This window comes from Geobacillus sp. G4, from assembly GCF_040327975.1.
GTDB classification, from domain to species: domain Bacteria; phylum Bacillota; class Bacilli; order Bacillales; family Anoxybacillaceae; genus Geobacillus; species Geobacillus thermoleovorans.
Window position 1 is genome coordinate 101,286 of the sequence record NZ_JBEPJY010000008.1, and the last position, 23,276, is coordinate 124,561.

Annotated in this window: 21 protein-coding genes; 7 read left to right on the top strand and 14 right to left on the bottom strand. The window is 50.9% G+C overall.

Annotation, left to right across the window (positions count from 1 at the left end; all coding sequences use genetic code 11):
* Positions 1–2 precede the first annotated feature (2 nt).
* On the bottom strand, positions 3–1,460 hold the full coding sequence (putP, locus tag ABS784_RS11485) for a sodium/proline symporter PutP (RefSeq protein ID WP_352512549.1): 1,458 nt from the start codon (positions 1,458–1,460) through the stop codon (positions 3–5).
* Positions 1,461–1,854: 394 nt separating this feature from the next.
* Between putP and ABS784_RS11490 the strand changes: the two genes are divergently transcribed.
* The 3 genes from ABS784_RS11490 to ABS784_RS11500 all read left to right on the top strand — a co-directional run bounded on the left by ABS784_RS11490 (position 1,855) and on the right by ABS784_RS11500 (position 4,131).
* Positions 1,855–2,679: a basic amino acid ABC transporter substrate-binding protein gene (locus tag ABS784_RS11490; RefSeq protein WP_023633305.1), complete on the top strand. Its 825-nt coding sequence runs from the start codon at positions 1,855–1,857 to the stop codon at positions 2,677–2,679.
* 76 nt (positions 2,680–2,755) lie between these two features.
* A complete protein-coding gene (locus ABS784_RS11495) occupies positions 2,756–3,412 on the top strand; it encodes an amino acid ABC transporter permease (RefSeq protein WP_023633306.1) in 657 nt (218 codons plus the stop codon).
* Complete coding sequence (locus ABS784_RS11500; RefSeq protein WP_131873055.1) at positions 3,409–4,131, top strand: amino acid ABC transporter ATP-binding protein; 723 nt, start codon at positions 3,409–3,411, stop codon at positions 4,129–4,131. Before ABS784_RS11495 ends, ABS784_RS11500 begins: the two co-directional genes overlap by 4 nt.
* A gap of 157 nt (positions 4,132–4,288) precedes the next feature.
* On the opposite strand, the gene ABS784_RS11505 is transcribed toward ABS784_RS11500, so the two are convergent.
* From ABS784_RS11505 to ABS784_RS11535, 7 genes are all read right to left on the bottom strand, one after another.
* Positions 4,289–5,344 carry an RNA-guided endonuclease TnpB family protein gene (locus ABS784_RS11505; RefSeq protein ID WP_025038937.1) on the bottom strand — a complete coding sequence of 352 codons (1,056 nt, stop codon included), beginning with the start codon at positions 5,342–5,344 and terminating at the stop codon, positions 4,289–4,291.
* A gap of 4 nt (positions 5,345–5,348) precedes the next feature.
* The gene (tnpA, locus tag ABS784_RS11510) at positions 5,349–5,747 is read right to left on the bottom strand and encodes an IS200/IS605 family transposase (RefSeq protein ID WP_013146681.1); all 399 of its coding nucleotides are present in this window, start codon (positions 5,745–5,747) and stop codon (positions 5,349–5,351) included.
* Positions 5,748–5,954: 207 nt separating this feature from the next.
* The gene (gene qoxD / locus ABS784_RS11515; RefSeq protein WP_013146682.1) at positions 5,955–6,254 is read right to left on the bottom strand and encodes a cytochrome aa3 quinol oxidase subunit IV; all 300 of its coding nucleotides are present in this window, start codon (positions 6,252–6,254) and stop codon (positions 5,955–5,957) included.
* A gap of 2 nt (positions 6,255–6,256) precedes the next feature.
* The gene (qoxC, locus tag ABS784_RS11520; RefSeq protein WP_160270581.1) at positions 6,257–6,871 is read right to left on the bottom strand and encodes a cytochrome aa3 quinol oxidase subunit III; all 615 of its coding nucleotides are present in this window, start codon (positions 6,869–6,871) and stop codon (positions 6,257–6,259) included.
* A 3-nt stretch (positions 6,872–6,874) separates the two neighbouring features.
* On the bottom strand, positions 6,875–8,821 hold the full coding sequence (gene qoxB, locus ABS784_RS11525) for a cytochrome aa3 quinol oxidase subunit I (protein WP_352512553.1): 1,947 nt from the start codon (positions 8,819–8,821) through the stop codon (positions 6,875–6,877).
* Between the two features lie 17 nt (positions 8,822–8,838).
* Positions 8,839–9,750, bottom strand: a complete 912-nt coding sequence (gene qoxA / locus ABS784_RS11530) for a cytochrome aa3 quinol oxidase subunit II (protein ID WP_407067058.1) — start codon at positions 9,748–9,750, stop codon at positions 8,839–8,841.
* 244 nt (positions 9,751–9,994) lie between these two features.
* Positions 9,995–10,738: a TrmH family RNA methyltransferase gene (locus tag ABS784_RS11535; protein WP_352512557.1), complete on the bottom strand. Its 744-nt coding sequence runs from the start codon at positions 10,736–10,738 to the stop codon at positions 9,995–9,997.
* Positions 10,739–10,969: 231 nt separating this feature from the next.
* Between ABS784_RS11535 and ABS784_RS11540 the strand changes: the two genes are divergently transcribed.
* The gene (locus ABS784_RS11540; RefSeq protein ID WP_011232925.1) at positions 10,970–12,358 is read left to right on the top strand and encodes an amino acid permease; all 1,389 of its coding nucleotides are present in this window, start codon (positions 10,970–10,972) and stop codon (positions 12,356–12,358) included.
* 148 nt (positions 12,359–12,506) lie between these two features.
* On the opposite strand, the gene ABS784_RS11545 is transcribed toward ABS784_RS11540, so the two are convergent.
* Positions 12,507–13,886, bottom strand: a complete 1,380-nt coding sequence (locus ABS784_RS11545; protein WP_352512559.1) for an ATP-binding protein — start codon at positions 13,884–13,886, stop codon at positions 12,507–12,509.
* 183 nt (positions 13,887–14,069) lie between these two features.
* Between ABS784_RS11545 and ABS784_RS11550 the strand changes: the two genes are divergently transcribed.
* Complete coding sequence (locus ABS784_RS11550) at positions 14,070–15,596, top strand: FAD-dependent oxidoreductase (RefSeq protein ID WP_021321298.1); 1,527 nt, start codon at positions 14,070–14,072, stop codon at positions 15,594–15,596.
* A 191-nt stretch (positions 15,597–15,787) separates the two neighbouring features.
* Positions 15,788–16,750: a mannose-6-phosphate isomerase, class I gene (manA, locus tag ABS784_RS11555; protein ID WP_042381195.1), complete on the top strand. Its 963-nt coding sequence runs from the start codon at positions 15,788–15,790 to the stop codon at positions 16,748–16,750.
* A gap of 163 nt (positions 16,751–16,913) precedes the next feature.
* Here manA and ABS784_RS11560 read toward each other — a convergent pair whose 3' ends face one another.
* Positions 16,914–18,068 (bottom strand): glycerate kinase, encoded by a 1,155-nt coding sequence (locus tag ABS784_RS11560; RefSeq protein WP_318538528.1) that lies wholly within the window; start codon positions 18,066–18,068, stop codon positions 16,914–16,916.
* Between the two features lie 716 nt (positions 18,069–18,784).
* Between ABS784_RS11560 and ABS784_RS11565 the strand changes: the two genes are divergently transcribed.
* Positions 18,785–20,023, top strand: coding sequence for a GGDEF domain-containing protein (locus tag ABS784_RS11565; RefSeq protein WP_011232930.1), 1,239 nt, complete (start codon positions 18,785–18,787; stop codon positions 20,021–20,023).
* Between the two features lie 358 nt (positions 20,024–20,381).
* Here ABS784_RS11565 and rlmH read toward each other — a convergent pair whose 3' ends face one another.
* The 4 genes from rlmH to ABS784_RS11585 all read right to left on the bottom strand — a co-directional run bounded on the left by rlmH (position 20,382) and on the right by ABS784_RS11585 (position 23,270).
* Positions 20,382–20,861 carry a 23S rRNA (pseudouridine(1915)-N(3))-methyltransferase RlmH gene (rlmH, locus tag ABS784_RS11570; protein ID WP_011232931.1) on the bottom strand — a complete coding sequence of 160 codons (480 nt, stop codon included), beginning with the start codon at positions 20,859–20,861 and terminating at the stop codon, positions 20,382–20,384.
* 84 nt (positions 20,862–20,945) lie between these two features.
* Complete coding sequence (locus ABS784_RS11575; RefSeq protein WP_011232932.1) at positions 20,946–21,098, bottom strand: CxxH/CxxC protein; 153 nt, start codon at positions 21,096–21,098, stop codon at positions 20,946–20,948.
* A 55-nt stretch (positions 21,099–21,153) separates the two neighbouring features.
* Positions 21,154–22,374, bottom strand: coding sequence for a S1C family serine protease (locus ABS784_RS11580; protein ID WP_011232933.1), 1,221 nt, complete (start codon positions 22,372–22,374; stop codon positions 21,154–21,156).
* Between the two features lie 101 nt (positions 22,375–22,475).
* Positions 22,476–23,270, bottom strand: a complete 795-nt coding sequence (locus ABS784_RS11585; RefSeq protein ID WP_011232934.1) for an MBL fold metallo-hydrolase — start codon at positions 23,268–23,270, stop codon at positions 22,476–22,478.
* Positions 23,271–23,276: the final 6 nt, after the last annotated feature.

The following is a 23,276-nucleotide window of genomic DNA, read 5'->3' on the forward strand; positions in this document are numbered from 1 at the left end:
TTTTAGGACAGCAACTGCTTGAATCGATCAAATTGTTCAGCTACTTTCCCTTCTGGCTCCTTCGTCAGCAAGCTGACGATCACAATCGCTGCCAAGCTGGCGGCAAAACCGGGGATCATTTCATACAACAGCCCTTTTAAGTAGGCGGATTGCGTCCAAAGAATGACCGTCAATGCCCCAGCGACCATGCCGGCGAGCGCCCCCCATTTCGTCATCCGCCGCCAGCATAAGCTCAACAGAATAACTGGGCCAAACGATGCGCCAAATCCAGCCCACGCATAGCCGACCAAGTTTAAAATCGTGTCGTTTTTCGTATACGCCAGCGCTGTCGCGACAATGGCGACAAGGAGCACCGACAAACGCCCGACGAAGACAAGCTCCTTATCCGAAGCCGCGCGGCGGAACACGACTTTATACAAGTCTTCGGTCAGCGAGCTCGAGGTTACGAGCAGCTGGGATGAAATGGTGCTCATAATCGCGGCTAAAATCGCCGCCAGCAAAAACCCGGTAATAATCGGATGGAACAAAATTTGACCGAGCTGAATAAACACGGTTTCCGGGTCGTCGAGCTTCATGCCGCGTTGCGAAAAGTAAGCGATTCCAAAAAGACCCGTCAACATCGCTCCGACAACCGAGAAAATCATCCAACCCATGCCGATGCGCCGGGCGCTTTTCATTTCTTTGACCGACTTGATCGCCATAAAGCGGACGATAATGTGCGGCTGGCCAAAATAGCCGAGCCCCCAGGCGAATAACGAAATGATGCCAAGAACACTCGTTCCTTTCCATAAGTTCAACAAGTTGGGATCGATGTCGCGGATCGTCTCAATCGTATCTACTGGCCCGCCTGTATGGAACAGCGTCACCACCGGCACCAGAATCAACGCAATGAACATAATCGTCCCTTGCACAAAGTCCGTCCAGCTGACGGCCAAAAAGCCGCCAAACAGCGTGTAAGCGACGACAACGCCGCCAACGATCCACAAGCCCGTATGGTAGCTGACACCAAACGAGTTTTCAAACAGAACGCCCCCTGAAACAAGGCCGGACGATACATAAAACGTAAAAAAGACCATAATGACAATGCCAGACACCATGCGCAACAATTTCGTGGCATCCCCGAATCGGTTTTCTAAAAACTCTGGAATCGTAATCGAATCGTTCGCCACTTCTGTATAGACGCGCAAGCGCGGCGCAACGAACAGCCAGTTTGCATAAGCGCCAAGCGTCAAGCCGATGACGATCCATGCGGCGCTCACTCCATCGATATACATCGCCCCCGGCAGCCCCATGAGCAACCAACCGCTCATGTCGGAAGCCCCGGCGCTAAGCGCGGTCACCGCCGGCCCGAGCGTCCGGCCGCCAAGCATATAATCGGACAAATTCGACGTCCGTTTATACGCCCAATAGCCGATCCACAGCATGCCAACTAAGTAGACAATGACTGAAAATAAAACCATGTCGTGCTCCCCTTCCTTTGTTGTCTTGTCACCCACACTCTTATCATAATGGAACAAATAATATTTATACAATAGTATTTATTTTTTTCCAAATTCGATAAAATAAATGAATTTAAAATAAAGATGTACAAAACTCTTTCTTTCTGATATAATATTTAGTAAATTCAGAATCATCCATAACCGCAACTCCCTTTCATAAACATTATTTCATAAAAATTCAATCCACTTGTATTGATCACGGTAAAACCATTGATAAAATACATATTTTCTTATTAAGGAGTGGATACCAAAATGTTCAAACAATTATTTTTATAAAACCTATTGCATAACCAAAAAAATATTGATAGTATGATAATCGTTCATCGACAATGATTTCAAAGGGGGATTTTATAACATGCTTAAAATGAAGAAAGGTTTATTCGTGGCTGTTGTTGCCGCGTTGCTGATGGCGCTCGCTGCCTGCGGCGGCAAGTCAACGGAAACAAGCTCGTCATCGGGCGGCGGGGAAGCAAAGAAAAAAATCGTCGTCGGGACAGATGCGGCGTTTGCTCCGTTCGAATATATGGATAAAGGAAAAATTGTCGGCTTCGACGTCGATCTTCTCGATGCTATTATGAAAGAAGCCGGTCTTGACTACGAATTGCGAAACATCGGCTGGGATCCGCTGTTTGCCGCATTGCAAAGCAAAGAAATCGACATGGGCATCTCAGGCATTACGATTAATGATGAACGCAAGCAAACATACGACTTTTCCATTCCTTATTTTGAATCCACTCATATGATCATGGTTAAAGAAGGAAGCCCGATTCAAAACGCGCTTGACCTAAAAGGAAAAACAGTGGGTGTACAAAACGGCACCACAGGGCAAGAAGCTGTAGAGAAATTGCTTGGCAAAGAGAATAAAAATATCAAAAAGTTTGAAAACACGGTCGTCGCCATTATGGATTTGCTCAACGGCGGTGTTGATGCAGTTGTCACAGACAACGCGGTAGCCAATGAATACGTGAAAAACAACCCAGACAAAAAGATCAAAGCGATTGCTGACCCGAAAAACTTCCAATCTGAGTTTTACGGTCTCATGTTCCCGAAAGGAAGCGATTTGAAACCAAAAATCGATGAGGCATTGAAAAAAGTGATCGACAGCGGCAAATACGCGGAAATTTACAAAAAATGGTTTGGTACTGAACCGAATATCGAAAGCTTGAAACAAGCCCAATAACAATGAAAATACACGAGATTGAAAAAGGCGTAACTGGCCATAAGTTACGCCTTTTTCATAAGAAAGGTGAGAACCGATGGATTTCCGTTTCGATATCATTATAGAATATGCCCCGTTTTTCCTGCGTGGGTTGTTGCTGACCATTGGTGTTTCGATCGCCGCCATTATTGCGGGTTTAATTCTCGGCTTGATCATCGGCCTTGGCAAAATGTCAACCAACCGCCTCATCCGGTTGCCGTTTGCATGGTACATTAACTTTTTCCGCGGCACGCCGCTTGTCGTGCAAATTTTACTCGTTCACTTCGGTGTCATGCCAATCTTTTTCGCCCAGCCAAGCGCAACCGTTTCACTGATCGTATCGCTTTCGCTCAATTCGGCAGCCTATGTGGCGGAAATTTTCCGCGCCGGCATCCAGTCCATCGACAAAGGGCAAATGGAAGCAGCCCGTTCGCTTGGCATGACGCACGCGCAGGCCATGCGCTACATTATTTTGCCGCAGGCGTTGAAACGGATGATTCCGCCGTTTGCAAATGAATTTATTGTCCTGATCAAGGATTCTTCGCTTGGACTGGTCATCGCTGCCCCGGAGCTGATGTATTGGGGAAGAGCGGCACAGGGGCAATATTACCGCGTCTGGGAACCGTATTTGACGGTCGCGTTTATTTATTTGTTGCTGACCCTCTCCCTCAGCAAACTCTTACACTATCTTGAAAGGAAGTATTCGACCCAATGATCGACGTACGCCAGTTGAAAAAATCGTTTGGATCGCTTGAAGTGCTGAAAGGGATCAATGTCCATATTCGCGAAGGGGAAGTGGTCGTTGTCATCGGGCCGTCCGGCTCGGGGAAATCGACGTTTTTGCGCTGCTTAAACTTGCTTGAAGATTTCGATGAAGGAGAAATTATCATTGACGGCATCAACTTAAAAGCGAAAGACACGAACTTAAACAAAGTGCGTGAAGAAGTGGGCATGGTGTTCCAGCGCTTTAACTTGTTTCCGCATATGACGGTGCTGAACAATATCATGCTGGCACCGATGAAAGTGCGCAAATGGCCGCGTGAAAAAGCGGAAGCGAAGGCGATGGAGCTGCTCGCCAAAGTCGGGCTGAAAGACAAAGCGCATGCCTACCCGGACTCCCTCTCCGGCGGACAGGCGCAACGCGTTGCCATCGCCCGGGCGCTCGCCATGGAACCAAAAATCATGCTGTTTGACGAGCCGACATCAGCGCTCGACCCGGAAATGGTCGGGGAAGTGCTCTCGGTCATGAAGCAGCTGGCCAATGAAGGGATGACGATGGTTGTCGTCACCCATGAAATGGGCTTTGCCCGCGAAGTTGGCGACCGCGTCCTGTTTATGGACGGCGGCTACATTATCGAAGAAGGCAAGCCGGAAGATTTATTCGACCGCCCGCAGCACGAGCGGACGAAAGCGTTTTTGTCAAAAGTATTTTGACACTCCACACGGCTAAAACCGTGGGATTCTTGGGTCGTTGGCGTCCTCATCCATTTCTGGTTCGGACAACGCCCAAGTTCAGGGGTGTGCCATCACCCCGTCCCATCGGGTTAAGATGTACCCCGATGGGCGACGCACCTTTGACCAATGCGCTAGGTTAGGGGGCAAGGCCCGAAATCGCTTTGGCGATGTTGATCGCGCCATTCAAGTCGGCGTGGAGGGTGTATCCGCATTTTTGACATCGGAAGCGGGTGCCGTTTCGGTTCGCTTTCTCTCGATGACCACACTTGCACGTTTGGCTCGTATAGGTCGGATTCACCCACTCCACCCGAATGCCTGCCTTTTCGGCTTTGTAGGCAATCATCGTTTGCAGTTGGTGAAAGGCCCAAGAATGAAGGCTTCGTCCTGCTTCTTTTACCGAAGCGGCTCGTTTCCGAATCCCCGTCAACTCTTCCATGCGAATCACGCCAACACCGTTGGCGAAGGCAAAATTGGCAATTTCACGACTGATTTTATGGTTCATCTCCTTCATCCAGCGGGACTCTTTGTTTCCGATTTTTCGCACTGCATGGAGTTTCTTATTTCTTTGCAATGTGCGCCGAAGGGCGGCATACCGCCGGCGAATAAAGGCGCATTGGTTCCCTTTGAAAAACAACGATTTCGTGCCTACGCTGGCAACGGCGATATAGCGAAGTCCCAAATCAACGCCCATCACCTTTGTTTCGTGTCGCGGCTCCACTTCAAAGGTGATGGCGATCGCCAAATACCATTTCTTTCTCTTTTTGTAGAGCTTGGCGGCCCCTTGTTTGGCGGTTCCATTGATAAGCCGATTCAGCCACGTTTCCTGATAGGAACGCGCGACGACCGGTACGCCAATTCGTTTCTCCAGTGTGGGGAATGAAACCGTGTAGAACTCTCCTTTCTTTTCCACCTTTACGTTTTGGTTGTTAAAGCAACACCATAATGTTCGGAACTTCTTTGTTTTCTGGTTTTTCTTTTGAGACTTCACTTCTCGAATCGTTTGATTCACGACGGCGGAAGGAAACCGCTGCAGCGAAAACTCCTTAAAAATTTTGCTCGTCGCTTGATTCAGCTCGGGATGATTCAACAGCCAATTCGCAAACGCGGTATTCACTTCTGTCATCCGTTCATACATGTCTTGTTTGACTTTCGTTGGGTTGTGCAGTTCCAGCCTGAGTGTGATCGTGGGCATGGCTTCACCCCCTTTTCTTTTGAGATTCCACATAGCGTTTTATTGTTTCACTTGATACATTCCCTGCTGTACTAACGAAGAAAGAGCGTGTCCAAAGACTAGGCAAATGAGACAAGTGTTGAAATTCTTGTCTTAATCGTCTGGAAGTCACTCCTTTCACTCTTGCCATAATATTTGATGGAGAATCAGAAGGGAGACAATTCAAGAACAAATGGCAATGATCAGGCATCACTTCCATAGCAAGGATGACCCAATCATTCTCTTGGCAAATTTCTTCTACTAACTGCTTGAATCGCTCTTCCACTCTGCCTACTAACACTTTTCTTCGATAACGCGGACAGAAAACAAAATGATAGTTAATTAAAGATACAGTTGTTTTCGTTCTTCGATATTCTTGTTCCATATTATTAATTGTATCAGTTTAATGGTTATACTGCAACATCTAAAGATAAAAATGGTTGCTCTAAGCAATCCCATTAAGGATTACTGAGCAACGCCGTCTTTCATCCCACGATTGAAACCGCGGGCTTTCAGAAGCCTTTTTGATGGCGGAAATGCCGCTGGCCTTCAGAGACGGAAAAAAGCCGGCCGAATCCCCGGCCAGCCCGCTTTACAACACAAACTGCATCACCCAAATCGAACCGGCGACAACGACAATGGCGATAAAGAAGCTGTACGCCATGTTGAATGTTTGAATGCGGCCGCTGTCGCTTTCGTTGACATGCATGAACATAAACAGCTGCAAACTTGCTTGAATCACCGCAAACACAACAATGATGACAATGACCGCTTTGAGCGGCAGTCCGGATGAGAGCGCCACCCAAAGGGCGGCAAACGTCAAGACGAGCGACAACAAAAACCCAATGATATGTTTCCACGGAAATGATTCGTGATGGCCGTTCGTGCCCATGGTTAGATCACCATCCCTAACAAATAGACGAGCGTGAAGATGAAAATCCAAACGACGTCTAAAAAGTGCCAATACAAACTGACGATAAACACTTTGCGCGCCGTTTTCGGCGTAAAGCCGCGCTGGAGGAGCTGGATGATGATCAAAATCATCCAGCCAATTCCTACACTGACGTGGGCGCCGTGCGTGCCGACGAGCACGAAAAAGCTTGATAAAAATGCGCTCGTCTGCATCGTCGCTCCTTCATGGACGTAATGGATGAACTCGCGAATTTCAACCGTAATAAACCCCACCCCAAGCAGAAGCGTCACGAGCAGCCAGGCAATCAGCCCGCTCATGCGGCCGCGGCGCATTTCAAAAATGGCCAACCCGCACGTAAAACTGCTCGTTAAAAGCAACAGCGTTTCAATCAGAACGTCTTTTACCTCAAACAGCTCCCCTGCCGTCGGCCCCGAGCCGGTCCGTTGGAACAAGACGAGATACGTCGCAAACAGCGTCGCAAACAGCGCGACTTCCGCCCCGAGGAAAATCCAGAAACCCAATATGTTCAACCGACTTTCTTGCGTCCGATACTCCAGCGGCACCGTTTCCTCATAGCGATGTGCAGCTTCTCCCATTCGTCACGCCCCCTTCCGCGCCGCTCGTTCCATCCGTTTGATTTCGTCAACCGGAATATGGTAGCCATCATCGTCTTCAAATGAGCGGAGAATCAATCCAAGCACAATGAACAACGCACCAACGATAGCCAACGCAAACCACTTGAACACAAGGCCGAACCCGGCGACGAAAAACGCCACCGACATCCAAAACGGGCGTCCTGAGTTGCTTGGCATATGGATCGGCTTCAAGTCTTCTTCTTTCACTTGGAAGCCGCCATATTTTTTCTTCATCACCCAATATGCATCCACATCTTCGACAACCGGCGTCACCGGGAAGTTGTAATGCACCGGCGGCGACGCGGTCGCCCACTCGAGCGTCCGCCCGTTCCACGGGTCGCCGGTCATGTCGCGCTCGCCGTAGCGCGCGCTGTAATAAATGTTATAGCAAAGCACAATGAACCCGATGCCCATCAAAACCGCCCCAACCGTCGCGACGACGTTGAGCGGCGTCCAGCCGAGACCAGCCGAGTACGTGTACATGCGGCGCGTCATCCCCATCAACCCGAGGAAATACATCGGGAAGAAGCAGACGTTAAACCCGATCATAAACAGCCAAAACGTCCATTTGCCGAGCCGCTCGTTTAAAATATGGCCAAACATTTTCGGATACCAGTAATGCAAGCCGGCAAAGCAGGCGAACACCGTACCCGCGATCAACACGTAATGGAAGTGGGCGATGAGAAAATAGCTGTTATGGTATTGATAATCGGCCGCGGCCATTGCCAGCATCACGCCTGTCACGCCGCCGATGACAAAGTTCGGAATAAACGCCAGCGACCAAAGCATCGCGGTTGTAAAACGAATTTTCCCTTTTCGGATCGTAAACAGCCAGTTGAAAATTTTCACCCCGGTCGGGATCGCGATCGCCATCGTCGTGATCGAGAAGGCAGAGTTCACTGCCGGCCCTGCGCCCATCGTAAAGAAGTGGTGCACCCAAACGATAAAGCTCAGGAACGCAATGCCGACGATCGAACCGACCATGGCCTTATAACCAAACAAGCGTTTTTGGGCAAACGTGCTGACGACCTCCGAGAAAATGCCGAACGAAGGCAAAATGACGATATACACTTCCGGGTGACCCCAAATCCAGAACAAGTTCGCCCACAACATCGACATGCCGCCGTTGGCCATCGTGAAAAATTGCGTGCCAAATACGCGGTCGAACGTCATTAATGCCAAGGCGACGGTCAATACCGGGAAGGCGAAAATAATGAGCACGCATGTGATGAGAATCGTCCACGTAAACATCGGCATGCGCATCAATGTCATGCCCGGCGCGCGCATTTTTAAAATCGTGACAAGGAAGTTGATCCCGGTCATCAATGTTCCGATCCCGGAAATTTGTAAAGCGACAGCGTAATAGTTGTTGCCGACGCCATGGCTGAATTCGTTGCCGGCAAGCGGGAAGTACGCCGTCCAACCGGCATCCGGCGATCCGCCGATGACGAATGAAATGTTAAACAGCAACGCACCGAAGAAAAAGAGCCAAAAGCTTAACGCATTCAAATATGGAAACGCGACGTCGCGCGCCCCGATTTGCAGCGGAACGACAATGTTCATCAAACCGATGATGAACGGCATCGCCATAAACAAGATCATAATCGTCCCGTGCGTCGTAAAAATTTCATTGTAGTGCTGGGCATCAAGAAATTTCATATTCGGAGCCGTCAGCTGCGCCCTCATCAAAAGCGCATCGACGCCGCCGCGGAAGAGCATCAAAACTGCGCAAATAATGTACATGACGCCAATCTTTTTATGATCCACCGTCGTGAGCCATTCGTTCCACAGCCATTTCCATTTTTTAAAATATGTCAACACAAACACAATGCCGACCATCGTCAAGACGATGGCGACATCGGCGGCATAAATGAGCGGCTCACCCGTGACAAAAAACTCGCTCCACTTCATCCTTCGTTCCCCCTTTCCTACTCCCCATGATGGTGACCGTTTGTCATCGCTTCATCGCTTTGATCGTCGTTTTTCATTGGCTTTCCATCTGCATGATGGCTGTTTTGTTTCGCATGGTCAATCCATTGTAAGTGGGTGTTCGAAAACGTCATTCGCCCAACAAGCCCCGGTTTTAAAATTTGTGTATATTTTTTCTCATCGAGCTTCGGGGCGGTTTGTTTCACTTCATTCACCCATTTGCGGAAGTCCGTTCCCGTTTGTGCGACGACCTCAAACTCCATATGGGCGAACTTTTCCCCGGAAAAGTTGGCGCTCCGCCCCATGTAGGAACCGGGCTTATCGGCTTGCAAAATCAGCTCTGTCTCCATGCCGTCCATCGCATATTTTTGCCCACCTAATTCCGGCACCCAAAACGAGTTCATCGGCCCGACCGAAGTCAGCTTAAACTTGACCGGCACACCGGCTGGAATATGGACGTAGTTGACCGTTTCAATGTTTTCTTCCGGATAGCTGAAAATCCATTTCCAGTTCGCCGCCGTCACATGGATCGTGATCGGTTTCACGTTCTCGGTCGGCGGCTTTTCCAACGCAAACGTCGCCTTCACTGTTGGAACAGCGAGCGCAGCGACAATCAAAATTGGAATGGCCGTCCAGACGACTTCAAGCAACGTGTTCCCTTCCTCATCCGGCGGCTCATAGCCGGCATTTTCCGGCTTCTCGCGATAACGAATGAGAAAAACGGCAAATAACGTAAATACAACAACAATAATGAACAACATAAAGCCGACAGACCACATGATCAAATCATACTGCATGCGCGCCACCGGCCCTTGCGGATTGAGCACGGCCGTGCGCTCCACGCAGCCCCCAAGCAAAAACAAAAACGGCAAAACCAGCACCGCGCGCCATCTCGCCCGTTTCATCGCTATCGGTCCTCCCTCTTCCGCCCCAACCATTTCGGGGCCTTCCATGCATTTTCTTCTGTCTCTACCATATCAAAATTGAAAATGTTTGAAACGAACGAGCGAAAAAGTTCATAAATCGGCAAAACATTTGTCACAAACTGTTCAATCATTGTTCAACAAATCGCCACTTGTTTTCCTCGTTTAAGGAAATATTGATGGGAAAGGGGAGTTGCGGAAAAATACGCCATAACAAAAACAGCCGGATTCTTTATTGAAAGGAACCCGGCTGTCCTCCGTTGTTTTGTATTGTATATCCTTGTTGTTCCAATTGTTTGCGGATTCGTGGATTTAACGTTTGCCACATCCACTGTTCATACAACACCTTTTTCTCCCCGGACGATAAATAGTAGCGCTCCCCTGCCTGGCGGCGCGCCCGCTCGGTGACATCATAGAGCGCTAACGCAGCGGCGACGGAAATGTTAAAGCTTTGCACAAAGCCGTACATCGGAATGACAAACGTTCCGTCCGCCAAGCGGAGCGCCTCTTCCGACACGCCGCTATGCTCGTTGCCAAACAACAGCGCTGTCGGTTGGGACAGATCGATGTCGGAAACCGGAATCGTCTCCTCACCAAGATAGCTTGCATACACTTGATACCCTTGACTTTTCAAATCGGCAATGGCCGTTTTGATATCTGGCTTATGGTGGAGCGTCAGCCACTGATCGGCATAGCGCGTCACAAGCCGGTTCGGCGAAAACGGCGCCTTTCCCGTCACGATATGAACGTCTTGAACGCCAAACGCTTCAGCCGTCCGCAGCACCGCCGCTTGGTTATGCGGGTCATCGACCGCTTCGATCAAGACGGTAATATAGCGGGTGCGCTCATTCAAAACCTCATACATCCGCCGAAGCCGCCTTGGCAAAATCATTTCCCAAACCGGACGCGTCGATTCGGTGATCAGCCCTTCTTGCCGCAGCTGTTCCAAAAATGATGTCGCTTCCCGTTCTTCCACAACGCATCCCCCTTTCCAAGCCTAGCGTATTCTGTGTTTCCCATTGTACAAAATGACAGGATGCCAAGGCAATTCATGTATTTTTAAATACTATTCAGATTATTAAATATATAATAACTTGAAAACATTGCTCATTTACAACATCTTTATCCATCGGTTAGTATTATAATGTAAGCGCTTCAAAAATACTTTTTCAAAAAATATTATTTATTATCAAAAGGAGGAGAAACAATGGAGCAAAAACAGCCGCAATTGCATCGAGGCTTAGAAGAACGGCATATCTCGCTCATGTCGCTGGGTGCGGCGATCGGCGTCGGCTTATTCCTCGGTTCGGCGTCCGCGATTGAAATGGCTGGGCCGGCGATTTTGCTCGGCTATGCAGTCAGCGGCGCCATTATGTTTTTCATCATGCGCGCGCTGGGGGAAATGGCCGTCGAACACCCGGTCGCTGGTTCGTTCAGCCGCTATGCTTATCAATATTTAGGTCCGCTCGCTGGCTACTTGACAGGCTGGAATTATTGGTTTTTATGGGTGGTCACATGCATCGCTGAAATTACGGCTGTCGGCATTTACATGCAGTTTTGGTTCCCGGACACGCCTCGCTGGGCGTGGGCGCTTGCCGCCCTGGTGCTCATGACGTTCATCAACTTTCTCGCGGTGAAAGCGTACGGGGAGTTTGAATTTTGGTTTGCGTTAATCAAAATCGTGACGATCGTCGCCATGATCATCATCGGCCTTGGCATGATCCTCTTTGGCATCGGCAACGGCGGCGTCGCCACCGGCATCAGCAATCTTTGGAAGCACGGCGGCTTCTTCCCGCACGGGATCAGCGGCGTTTTGATGTCGCTGCAAATGGTCATGTTTGCGTATTTAGGCATCGAAATGATTGGCGTAACGGCTGGGGAAGTGAAAAACCCGCAAAAATCGTTGACAAAAGCGATTAACAGCGTCTTTTGGCGCATTTTGATCTTCTACGTCGGCGCACTGTTTGTCATCATGTCCATTTATCCTTGGAACGAAATTGGCGAAAAGGGAAGCCCGTTCGTGCTGACGTTTGAAAAAATCGGGATTCACGCCGCGGCTGGCATCATCAACTTTGTCGTCTTGACCGCCGCCTTGTCGTCGTGCAACAGCGGCATTTTCAGCACCAGCCGGATGCTGTTTAACCTTGCTGAACAGCAAGAAGCGCCGAGCGCATTCGGTCGGCTGACAAAGCGCGGCATTCCGGGCGCGGCCTTGATCGCCACTGCGCTTGTCATGCTTGTCGGCGTATATTTGAACTACGTATCGGAAAAAGTGTTCCAATGGGTGACAAGCATCGCCACATTCGGCGCCATTTGGACGTGGGCGGTAATTTTGCTGTCCCAGCTGAAATTCCGCAAACAGTTGAGCGCGGAACAAGCACAACGTCTCACGTTCAAACTTCCGCTTTATCCGTACAGCTCATACGTGTCGCTTGCCTTTTTGATCGGCGTTGCCGCCCTAATGGCGTATTTCCCGGATACGCGCATCGCTTTGATCATCGGCCCAGCCTGGCTGCTGCTTTTGACGGCAGTATACTTCGCCAAAGGAATGCATCGTCGCCAGCATGGCCAAGCCGAAGAAAAGCAAGCTGGATGACAAGTCCGATCAAAAGAGAGGGTGTCCCCATCCTTGCGGGACACCCTCTTTCTAAAACAAAAAGCAGGAAATGTGCAATCGCAGACCCCATCCTTCCGATCGGTCTATTTCCGTTTGGATCATGACTCGCTTTCACCCTCCAATCCTTTCATTCATCAACCGCTATGTAGGCTTGGCGCGGATGATTCGGCTGATCCGGGTATTTTAAGCGGATTTTCCCTTCCTCCAACAGCTTTCCTAAATAATTGTTGCGCAATCCATCCGGCGTCCGTTCGAGCAGCTCTGCCAGCTCTTTCAGACGCAGCGGCCGCTCGCGGCATAACCGAACGATCAATTGTTCCATGACCGCTGGAGCCAACCGTTTTTTTCGCCGTGCCAATTCTGCCATCTTCCATAGCCGTTCGTCGATCGTTTCCCCTTTTTCGTTGCTGTCATGCATACTGATGTCGTTGTTTACGGAGCTAAGCAAGCTATTTACGAACTTCAACTCTTTATTTATAGAGCTCGACGTTCTATTTACGGAGTCAGACTCATTTTTTATGGAGTTCGACCCGGTGTTTACGGAGTTTTTGGTTATATTTAAGGAGTTTTCTTCGTTGTTAACGGAGTTGGTGTCTATACTTACGAAGTTTAGTTCGTTAGTTATGAAGCTCTCGGTTTCCTGTCCGCTGTCCGGATCCAGCCATTCGGGTTCCGACTGTTCCAGCTGTCCAGCCGGTTCTGTTTCCATTGTTGCGCTAATTTCAGCTGGAAATTGCAGCGGACACAACACAACGATTGTACGGTCTGGATTCGTTTGCTGCGAGATATCGATCGGGCAAGCAAGCGCCTGTTCCTGCATATCGCACATTCGCTTGAGGCCCGATCCCGCGCGTTTGCATACGTCGATCAGCAAAAACATTTTAAAAATATTCGGGTTGCGCAAATTGCTCGTATGCCCCGCCATTGCCGCTTCAATCGGGATGCGAAACCGTCCCGGGTTGGCAAAGCGAAATGAACGATCCTCTTTTTCGACGGTGATGCCGCCTTCCTCCCCATAATCGGCATGAACGAGCGCATTGACGAGCGCCTCGCCAAGCAGAGCGCGCCCTTCATCCGACCAAACGTGACGCTCCAGCTCAGCCAACACGCGAAAATAAAAATCGTAAATGTTGCCCGACCATGTGCCGTCTTGTGATGTGAACCGCTTCGTCCATCCTGCCGCTTCACCGTCAGTGTGCTCTCGATATTCCAAAAAGTATTGCGGCAGCACCTCGGTGATGATCCGCTCCTCACTGAACATCAACAATCCCGCGAGCGTCAGCCCTTCTTTGCTGCTGTCGCGCAGCTTGCCCCACGCGCCGATTTTGTATAAAAATTCTTTTGTCTCGAGCCCGTTCCACGGATGGCCCGGTTTCACCCGAGCAAACCGCTCGCGGTAATGGCTGACGGTCTCGAAATTGAGCTCACTTAAGCTGTAATGCTCTAAAATCAGGCTGTCTGCCAGCGCATGGGGGCGTTCATGAAACGAATTTGTATATTTATTCACTCCCGATCTTCCTTTGACGTTATTTTTGCAAAACAGTTTGATTCTCTTTTTCTATTGTACCATCTTTCCTTCTCCTTGCGGATAGTTGCCAAAAAAAGAAAACGGTTGTGGATATGTGGAATAGTTCGCCCGATAAAAGGAAAACTACAGAAGACAACATTGACATGCAAGGAGGAGGTAATCATGTCGTCCCTTCCTTCCACCGTAGAGCCTTACTGGCGCGACTCCGTTTCGCTTCCGTCGTTTCCGAAGCTCGATGCGGACATTTCCGCCGACGTCGCAGTCATCGGCGGCGGCATTTCCGGGATTACAACAGCGTATTTGTTGTCGGCGCAAGGGGCGCGCGTCGCCCTTCTGGAAGCCGACCGGCTCCTGAACGGCACGACCGGCCATACGACAGCGAAAATCACCGCCCAGCACGATCTCGTCTATGATGAATTTCTCAACCATTTCGGTGCAGAAAAGGCGCGACTCTATTATGACGCCTGCATGGACGCACTCCAGTTTATCCGCCGCACGATCGAAGAACAACAAATAGACTGCGACTTTTGCGAGCAAGATGCCTATATTTATACGATGTCTTCCTCTTCTTTCCAAAAACTAGTGAAAGAATGGGAAGCGTACGAACGGCTCGGCATTGACGGCGCCTTCGTTGAGTCGATCCCGCTCCCGCTGCCGGTGGCGGCAGCGGTCGTGATGAAGAGGCAGGCGCAATTTCATCCGCTCAAATATTTGGCCAAACTCGTCGATTCGATCACACAGGCTGGCAGCGCCATTTACGAACACACACCAGCGGCGGATATTGAACAAGGAAAAAGGATGACAGTCATTACGCGAGACAAAAAACGGGTTGAGTGCGACCATGTCGCCGTCTGTTCTCACTTTCCGTTTTACGACGGCGGGTTTTACTTTTCGCGCATGTACGCTGAACGGTCGTACGTATTGGGAGTGACGATCACTGAACCGTACCCGGGCGGCATGTATTTAAGCGCCGATGAACCGAAACGCTCGATCCGCTCCGCAGCGGCAGGCAGCGAGACGCTTATCCTAATTGGCGGCGAAAACCATAAAACCGGCCAAGGCGTGCCGACGATGCGTCATTACGAGGCGCTGTCCTCGTTCGCTTCGCAGCTGTTTACGGTGAACGACATCCGTTACCGTTGGTCCGCCCAAGATTTGACGACGCTGGACAAAGTGCCGTACATCGGCCCGATGACGGCAGGGACGCCAAACATTTATGTCGCGACAGGGTACCGGAAGTGGGGGATGACGAACGGGACGGTCGCCGGGATGCTTTTGTCTGACCTCATCCTCGACCGCGACAACCGATACCGCGACTTGTACTCCCCGTCGCGCTTTTACGCTGATCCAAGCATGAAGCAGTTTTTCACGACAAACCTTGACGTCGCCAAACATTTGCTGGAGGGAAAGATCGAACCGGTTGTCCGCCGGCCGCAAGATTTGACGCATGGCGAAGGGGCGGTTGTCTCGGTCAACGGAAAGCGGGCTGGCGCCTATAAGGACGAAGCCGGGGTGCTCCATGTCGTCGACACGACGTGCACCCATATGGGTTGCGAGCTGGAGTGGAACAGCGGCGACCGGACATGGGACTGCCCATGTCATGGCTCGCGCTTCTCGATCGATGGCGATGTTATCGAAGGACCGGCGAAACAGCCGCTCGCGCGCATTGAACTTGATGACGCGAAGTGACGCGCTGACGCAGGACGGCGGCGCGTGCAGAACATCGTCGCAATCGGCATGTCGACCTTGAGTTCCAATGGGGGTTGGGAGCGTATGTTCCTAACCCCCTTATCGTTTTCATTTGCCGATAGCGCATTTCATGATAAGATGAAAATTAGAGTGGACTGCATGTTGTATGATGTTTTCGGGAGGGATGACGCATGGACCTTGAACCGATTTTTCTCACCCCTGTCTTCCAAGAACGGATTTGGGGCGGCACGAAGCTCGCCGAACGATTCGGCTACGACATTCCGTCTTCGCAAACAGGGGAATGCTGGGCGGTGTCCGCCCATCCGCACGGGCAGACGGTCGTCGCCCGCGGACCGTTTGCCGGGATGACGCTCGGACAATTATGGGAGGAACGCCGCGATTTGTTCGGCCACTTCCCGTCTGACCGCTTCCCGCTGTTGACCAAAATTTTGGACGCCAACGCCGACTTGTCAGTCCAAGTCCACCCGGACGATGAATACGCCAAAACGCATGAAGGCGGAGAACTCGGCAAAACGGAGTGTTGGTACATCATCGACTGCAAGCCGGGCGCTCAGTTGATTTACGGCCATTATGCAGAAACGAAAGAAGAGCTGCGCGCGATGATGGAAGCGGGGGAATGGGATCGTTTACTTCGGAAAGTGCCGATCCGCCCCGGCGACTTCTTCTATGTCCCAAGCGGCACGATCCACGCCCTTTGCGAAGGGACGCTCGTCCTTGAGACGCAGCAAAGCTCAGATACAACCTACCGCGTCTACGATTACGACCGCGTCGACAGCCAAGGGCGGAAGCGCGAGCTTCATCTCGAGAAAGCGATTGACGTCACGACCGTCCCGCATCGCGACATCGATGTCCACCCCCATGTCGCCGAATTTCCCGGCGCGACGGTGACGACCTTCGTGGAAGGAGACTACTTCGGCGTCCAAAAATGGGACGTCCATGACGCGTTCGCGTCAGAACAGACGAAACCGTTTCTCATCGTCAGCATCCTAAAAGGTGAAGGTGAGCTCGTTCATAATGAGCGGATATACGCGATCCGCCAAGGCGGCCACTTTATTTTGCCGCACCAATTTGGCCGGTTCACGATCCGTGGGATGCTTGAGGCGATCGCCTCATGGCCGCGGGCAGGCAAATAAACGACTGGCTTCCTCAACCAATGGGTTGCAACATACAAAAAAGGTGTCCTCTTGCCTTTGGGACACCTTTTTCTATTGTCCACCCGAGAAGGGGACGGCTGAACAGAACATGCCGTTCAACAATAGGATTTCACCCATGAAGAAATCCCATCATCTTCCCCGCTTAGGAGAAAGATGTCCCTTTCATTTGACCGAGACGATACACAGAGGCAATATGCCGCGCCGTTTGTGTCACATAATGTTCTGCCTGCTCCAACGCTTTTTCAAGCGGCACGACGCCGGGCACGATCGTAAACAGCGCGTCGATGCCATGATCCAACACGACGGCGCTGTCGTCGCCCAACGACCCGGCGATGCCGATGACGGGGACGCCGAACTGTTTCGCTGTCTTGGCGACGCCGATCGGCGTTTTGCCGAACACCGTCTGTCCGTCAATCCGCCCTTCGCCGGTGATGACCAAGTCAGCGTCTTTGACGCGCTCCGCGAGCTGAACCGTCTCGATCACAATCTCTACGCCGCGCTTTAGCTCGGCCGGGAGAAACGCGAGCAGTCCCGCCCCCAACCCGCCGGCCGCACCCGCTCCCGGGATGTCGCCGACTTGTTTGCCGAGATCGCGTCGGATGACATCTGCGTAATGCGCCAAATTCCGGTCGAGAACGGCGACCATGTCCGGTGTCGCCCCCTTTTGCGGACCGAAAATGGCCGACGCTCCGTTCGGACCGGTAAGCGGGTTGTCGACGTCGCACGCCACGTCAATGCGGACTCCCCCAAGACGCGGGTCGAGACCGGAAAGGTCAATCGCATGCAAATCGGCCAGCGCGCCGCCGCCCGGACCGATGTCGCAGCCGTCTTCGTCCAAAAGCCTTCCCCCGAGCGCCTGCACCATGCCGGCCCCACCGTCGTTCGTCGCGCTGCCGCCAATGCCGATGATGAGGTGGGTGGCGCCGGCATCCAGCGCTGCAAGGATCAACTCCCCTGTCCCTCGCGTCGTCGTCACCAATGGGTTGCGCCGGTCGCGCGGGACAAGGTGCAGCCCTGAGGCGGCGGCCATCTCAATCACCGCCGTCTTCCCATCGCCAAGCAAACCAAAAAACGCCCGCACCGGCTCGCCGAGCGGCCCGGTCACTTCCGTTTCGACGATGCGGCCGCCGGTCGCATCAACGAGCGACCGCACCGTCCCTTCCCCGCCGTCGGCCATCGGCACCTTAACGTATTCCCCCTCCGGAAACACCGTGCGAAACCCACGCTCGACCGCCTCGGCGACTTCGAGCGCAGAAAGGCTTTCTTTAAATGAATCAGGGGCAATAACGATTTTCATTCTTTTTCCCTCCTCTTTTGTCTCCATCCAAACCTTGAAAACGAAAAGTCATCGGAAACGGCTGTCTTGGCACAAACGATGACAATAGCCTCCACTATAAGTTGTTCGCCAACCGAAGCGCTGCTTCCTTTGAGCGCAAACAAATCGCCAACATACTTACGCCACGAACAAGCCATGGCTGCTCGTAGCCGTCATAAGCGGGAAAAGAGAAGCGCCAAACACCTCAGCCGCCGCAATCGTATTCGGATTCGGCGATATGATATTTCCGGCCTTTCCGTCGCCGACAACGCCGCAATCGCGCTAGCTGTACTGGAAGAACCACCTATGCTTTATCTGCTTCCCTTTTCATTCAGCGAAATAAGCACGATCCAGCTGTATAGTTCACGAAAGAACCGGCATCGATTGGAACCAACTTTCACTCAATATGTGTCAAATTTTGTGGAAAAAAGGCGAAAAACAATGCCATTTCGTCTATTTTCACAATTGTGTATATAGTACTATAATAGATGTAACCATATGTTCGTTTGTTCCAATTGGGAACATCTTGATTCTATAAAAAAGACGGTTTCCAAATTCACCGTTCGCCATCGCCGGCTATAATCCGTATTTTTGCTGAAAGCCACTGGCATGTGAGCAGCCTTCCTTTTCTTTTTTTTGGAATCACTTCATCAACGCCGAAGTTGTCAGAGGTCAGATTTATAGGAGAGAGAGCCGAGATGTTACTCCGAGCACGACCGATGATTTTTGCTGTTTTTTCCGCATCCATTGTTGTTGTTTTTGTGTCAGAACCGCCTTCCTTCGATCGCACCTATGTCATCGCTTTGCTGTTTTATTGGCTGTTTTCCAGCTTGTATTCACACTTGCGCGTCATAGACAAAACGAAAAACAATATTCCCGTTGATTACGGCATTAACTATAGTTTATCGTTCGCCTTATTTGCCGGCCCGTTCGGGCTGTTTATCTTTGAAGCGTTGTTTCGCTTGACTGAACATATAGCAAAAAAATATTTGAAAACAGCGGAACCCGATGAATGGCTGCACACATTGTACAACATCGGCTCGTTTGTGACGTTCAATTCGCTCGCGTTTGCCTTATACAATCTCCTTGGTCCGCTGTTTCAGTCTATTCCGTTCATTGGCTTCTGGCTGCTTTTATTCCTGCTCGTCATCGTCGTTTCCTTTTTGACTGACTGTTGCCTGATCATCATTTTTTATATAACCGGCGACATTCAGACACAGCGCGAGGCGTTGGATTTTATTAAGACGAGAAGCTGGATGGACATGGGAAAAACGGCGCTGACAAACGGTCTGTTATTTCTCTTTTTGCAAGAACAGCGGTGGGATATGCTTTTGAGCTTATTTTTGCTGAATTACTTCGTCAGCCGCTCGTTCTTTTCCAAATCGCAAAGCATCCAGCATAAACTAGAACGCGACCACTTCGAAAAAATGGCCTACACCGACTTTTTGACCGGCATCCATAACCGCGCCTACATGGATCAAACGATCGCCAAGCTAAACGGATCCGGTGAATGGATTGGCGTCGTCGTCGCCGATATCGACAATTTTAAAACGATCAACGACACGTATAACCATGCCGTCGGCGACGAGGTGATCCGCCATTTCGCCTCAACCTTGAAACAGTTTCTCAAAGAGGGCGATTTTTTGTTCCGCAGCGGCGGTGAAGAATTTACGATGTTTTTGCGTAATCGCACATTTGAAGAGAGCGTCCGGCTTGTCGAGGAGATTCGAGAAGCAGTGCGCCATAGCACTGTGTTGGTCGATTATATGGCGGCAAAACGTCCCATTGCCTATACGTCGTCGTTCGGTCTTTACTTTTGTCAAGCAGAAGGAACGATGTCAATTGAAAAAGCGTACATTTATGCCGACCATTTATTGCTCCGTTCGAAAGAAAGCGGCAAAAATAAAGTATCAGCCCAATGCGGGGGAGTTGCATAAATTAGGCGGCTCTCCCCTGACTTTTCCTTAGCGCAACCCTCTTTTCCTGCTATATTTCCCTAAACGTCATTTGGCATAACACCTTAATCAAGATTCGCGATCTGTCAAACCAATGCGGCGCCCCTTGAGTGAATAACCTAAAAATTCCTTAATTGAAAAAGATTTCCATAAAATAATGAGACCGCTTCATCATTACACAAACGGTGATTGATGAAGGATAGCCGTTGTGCTGCATTGGCGGCAACGGCTATTTGAATCAAATGTCTCATACTTTATCCCCCATATTCAACCGTAATGGATAAATCTGCGATAGAACGTCTTCATCCCATCATGAAACTAAGAAATGGAAAAACCCCATTTACTTATGATACGGTTCCCCGCGGTTAATGCGAAATGCGCGGTAAATTTGCTCGAGCAAAATGAGGCGCATCAGCTGGTGTGGAAACGTCATTTTCGAAAACGACAGCGTCTCATCGGCGCGCGCCATCACTTGTTTGCTTAAGCCAAGCGAGCCGCCGATGACGAACACCACTTTGCTTTTGCCGTAGGTGGCGAGCTCATCGAGACGGGCGGCGAATTGCTCGGACGATTGCATCTTCCCTTCAATCGCGAGCGCGATGACGTGAGCGTCATGCGGAATTTTCGCCAGCAGCCGTCCTCCCTCGCGCTCTTTGATTTGTTCCTCCTCAAGTTCGCTCGCCCGCTCCGGCGTTTTTTCATCAGCGACTTCGATGATGTCGATTTTGGCGTATGCGGACAGACGCTTTGTATATTCATTAATTCCAGCGATTAAATATTTTTCCTTCAATTTACCCACAGCGACAATGGAAATATGCACAAACAACCCCTGCCTTATAAACAGCTTATCAACAAGATTTATCCACATATACACAACACATATCCACATGTTGTGAAAAAACTGTTATCCTCCTACGACATATACAGCTTGTTTCGAGCAAAAATAGCACTGTTTTTCGCTGTTGTCCACAGGCAGGAGATCCGGCGCCTGTTCCGTTTCATCTACATATTGATCAATGGCGATGTCGACATGTTCTTCACATGTGAATATCATCATTCTCGCCCCTCTCCTTGTGGAAAAAAGAAGGAGCGTTTTCGCTCCCTCCATTCGTTTAATACGACTCACGCGCCAGCTTCATCGTGACCGTGCGTTTTTTCCCATCACGATAAAACGTGACTTCCATCCGGTCGCCGATCGATTTTTTCGTATACAAATATTTGCGCAAATCAAGCACGTTGCGGATTTTTTCGCCGTCAAGCGCCACGATGACATCAAACTGTTTTAAGCCCGCCTGTGCGGCCGGCGACATCGGCACGACTTGAATGACCGCCGCTCCTTCCGTTACGTTCGGCGGCAAATGGAGCGTCGCCTGCAAATGGTACGATGGGATGTCGCTCAGCGAGCGAAGTTCAACGCCCATGTACGGACGGCGCACTTGTCCGTATTTTTCCAAGTCCGAAATGATCGGAATGGCCGTGTTGATCGGGATCGCGAACCCGATGCCTTCAACCGCCTCTTGGGCGATTTTCATCGAGTTGATGCCGATGACTTGCCCTTTGATATTGACAAGAGCGCCGCCGCTGTTGCCCGGGTTGATCGCCGCATCTGTCTGCAATACTTCTGCGTTCCAGTCTGGAGCGCCGTCTTGGTCCAAATCGACTTCGACCGTCCGGTTCGTTCCGGAAATAATGCCTTGTGTCACCGAGCCGGCAAACTGCAAACCGAGCGGGTTGCCGATGGCAATGACTGGCTCGCCTGGCTTCACCGTATCGGAGTTGCCGAACTGGGCGACTTTTTTCACATGCTTCGCGTCAATTTCCAAGACGGCTAAATCCATAAGCACATCACTGCCGAGCAGCTTCGCCGGCACTCTCGTCCCATCTTTGAGGCTCACTTCGAGCTGACTGGCGTTTTCAACAACATGATGGTTCGTGACGATAAACGCCCGGCCTCCCGCTTTCTTGTAAATGACGCCCGATCCGACGCCAGCCTCGCCTCCTTGCGACCAGAAGCTGGCTTCTTGAATGTTGACAACGCCGACAACCGCATCCGACACTTGGTCGATCGCCTTTGTCACCGCCGTCGTCACATCTACGGAAACACTCTGCCGAATCGGTGGAGTTCCATTTTCCTCTGTTTTTGGCTCTTCCTCTGCTCTTTGATTCGGCACAACATCATACGGGAGGATATCCCAACGGGAAAGCGCCGGAATGGACATGAGGACGAGCAGCCCTCCTAACACGGCGCCGACAAGCGCGGAAACAAACGATCCGCTGCGCCGCTTCCTCCTCGTTTGTTCGTACGGCTCATAATGGTCGTCGTAGTATCCCATGCTCACCCTCCTTTCCACATTCGTCTCCATCCCTCATTATAATCATGAACAGGAGAAAAAATCCAACAAATGTGTCTCCCTCAGTTTCGGCAAAACGGGCTTTATACATACGCTAGTGCCGTCGCCCGACGCGGATCGGTATCATACAAACGAAAGCGGGCGCCGACCGCTAAGCCTTTCTGTTCCAACACTTGCGTCACGGTCATGCGCGCCAGCTCTTTCATATTGTTATCTTGGCTCAAATGGGCCAAATAAATTTGCTTTGTCCGGTCGCCGATCACGTCAGCAAGCGCCAAACCCGCTTCCTCATTCGAAATATGGCCGACATCGCTTAAAATGCGGCGCTTGACGCTCCATGGATATCTCCCCATCCGCAGCATGCCGACGTCATGATTGCTTTCAAACACGAACACATCCGCGTTTTCAATCGTCTTTTTGATCCGCTCGCTCACATAGCCGGTATCGGTGAGCAACGCAAGCTTTTTCCCTTCATAGTGGAAAACGTAAAACATCGGCTCGGCGGCGTCGTGAGAGACGCCGAACGATTCGACGTCAACATCGCCGAACGTCCTTACCGCGCCGAGCGGAAAGACAAATTTTTGCTCGGGCGGAATGTCGCCGACCGTTTGTTCCATCGCCCGCCACGTTTTTTCATTGGCATACACCGGCAGCCGATACTTGCGGGCAAGCACCCCGAGCCCTTTAATATGGTCGCTATGTTCATGGGTGACAAGCAGCGCATCAAGCTGCTTTGGATGGCGGCCGATCTCAGCAAACAACTCCTCAAGCTGCTTGCCGCTCAAACCGGCGTCAACAAGCAGGCGCTGGCGGTCTGTCTCAATGTAAAAGGCATTGCCGGTGCTGCCGCTGGCCAGCACACTAAATCGCATCGTCATGTTCTT

Coding starts and splice junctions, on each gene's coding strand:
- putP (WP_352512549.1), bottom strand. CDS start 1,460: ATGGTTTTATTTTCAGTCATTGTCTACTTAGTTGGCATGCTGTGGATC.
- ABS784_RS11490 (WP_023633305.1), top strand. CDS start 1,855: ATGCTTAAAATGAAGAAAGGTTTATTCGTGGCTGTTGTTGCCGCGTTG.
- ABS784_RS11495 (WP_023633306.1), top strand. CDS start 2,756: ATGGATTTCCGTTTCGATATCATTATAGAATATGCCCCGTTTTTCCTG.
- ABS784_RS11500 (WP_131873055.1), top strand. CDS start 3,409: ATGATCGACGTACGCCAGTTGAAAAAATCGTTTGGATCGCTTGAAGTG.
- ABS784_RS11505 (WP_025038937.1), bottom strand. CDS start 5,344: ATGCCCACGATCACACTCAGGCTGGAACTGCACAACCCAACGAAAGTC.
- tnpA (WP_013146681.1), bottom strand. CDS start 5,747: ATGGAACAAGAATATCGAAGAACGAAAACAACTGTATCTTTAATTAAC.
- qoxD (WP_013146682.1), bottom strand. CDS start 6,254: ATGGGCACGAACGGCCATCACGAATCATTTCCGTGGAAACATATCATT.
- qoxC (WP_160270581.1), bottom strand. CDS start 6,871: ATGGGAGAAGCTGCACATCGCTATGAGGAAACGGTGCCGCTGGAGTAT.
- qoxB (WP_352512553.1), bottom strand. CDS start 8,821: ATGAAGTGGAGCGAGTTTTTTGTCACGGGTGAGCCGCTCATTTATGCC.
- ABS784_RS11540 (WP_011232925.1), top strand. CDS start 10,970: ATGGAGCAAAAACAGCCGCAATTGCATCGAGGCTTAGAAGAACGGCAT.
- ABS784_RS11550 (WP_021321298.1), top strand. CDS start 14,070: ATGTCGTCCCTTCCTTCCACCGTAGAGCCTTACTGGCGCGACTCCGTT.
- manA (WP_042381195.1), top strand. CDS start 15,788: ATGGACCTTGAACCGATTTTTCTCACCCCTGTCTTCCAAGAACGGATT.
- ABS784_RS11560 (WP_318538528.1), bottom strand. CDS start 18,068: ATGAAAATCGTTATTGCCCCTGATTCATTTAAAGAAAGCCTTTCTGCG.
- ABS784_RS11565 (WP_011232930.1), top strand. CDS start 18,785: ATGTTACTCCGAGCACGACCGATGATTTTTGCTGTTTTTTCCGCATCC.
- ABS784_RS11575 (WP_011232932.1), bottom strand. CDS start 21,098: ATGATGATATTCACATGTGAAGAACATGTCGACATCGCCATTGATCAA.
- ABS784_RS11580 (WP_011232933.1), bottom strand. CDS start 22,374: ATGGGATACTACGACGACCATTATGAGCCGTACGAACAAACGAGGAGG.
- ABS784_RS11585 (WP_011232934.1), bottom strand. CDS start 23,270: ATGACGATGCGATTTAGTGTGCTGGCCAGCGGCAGCACCGGCAATGCC.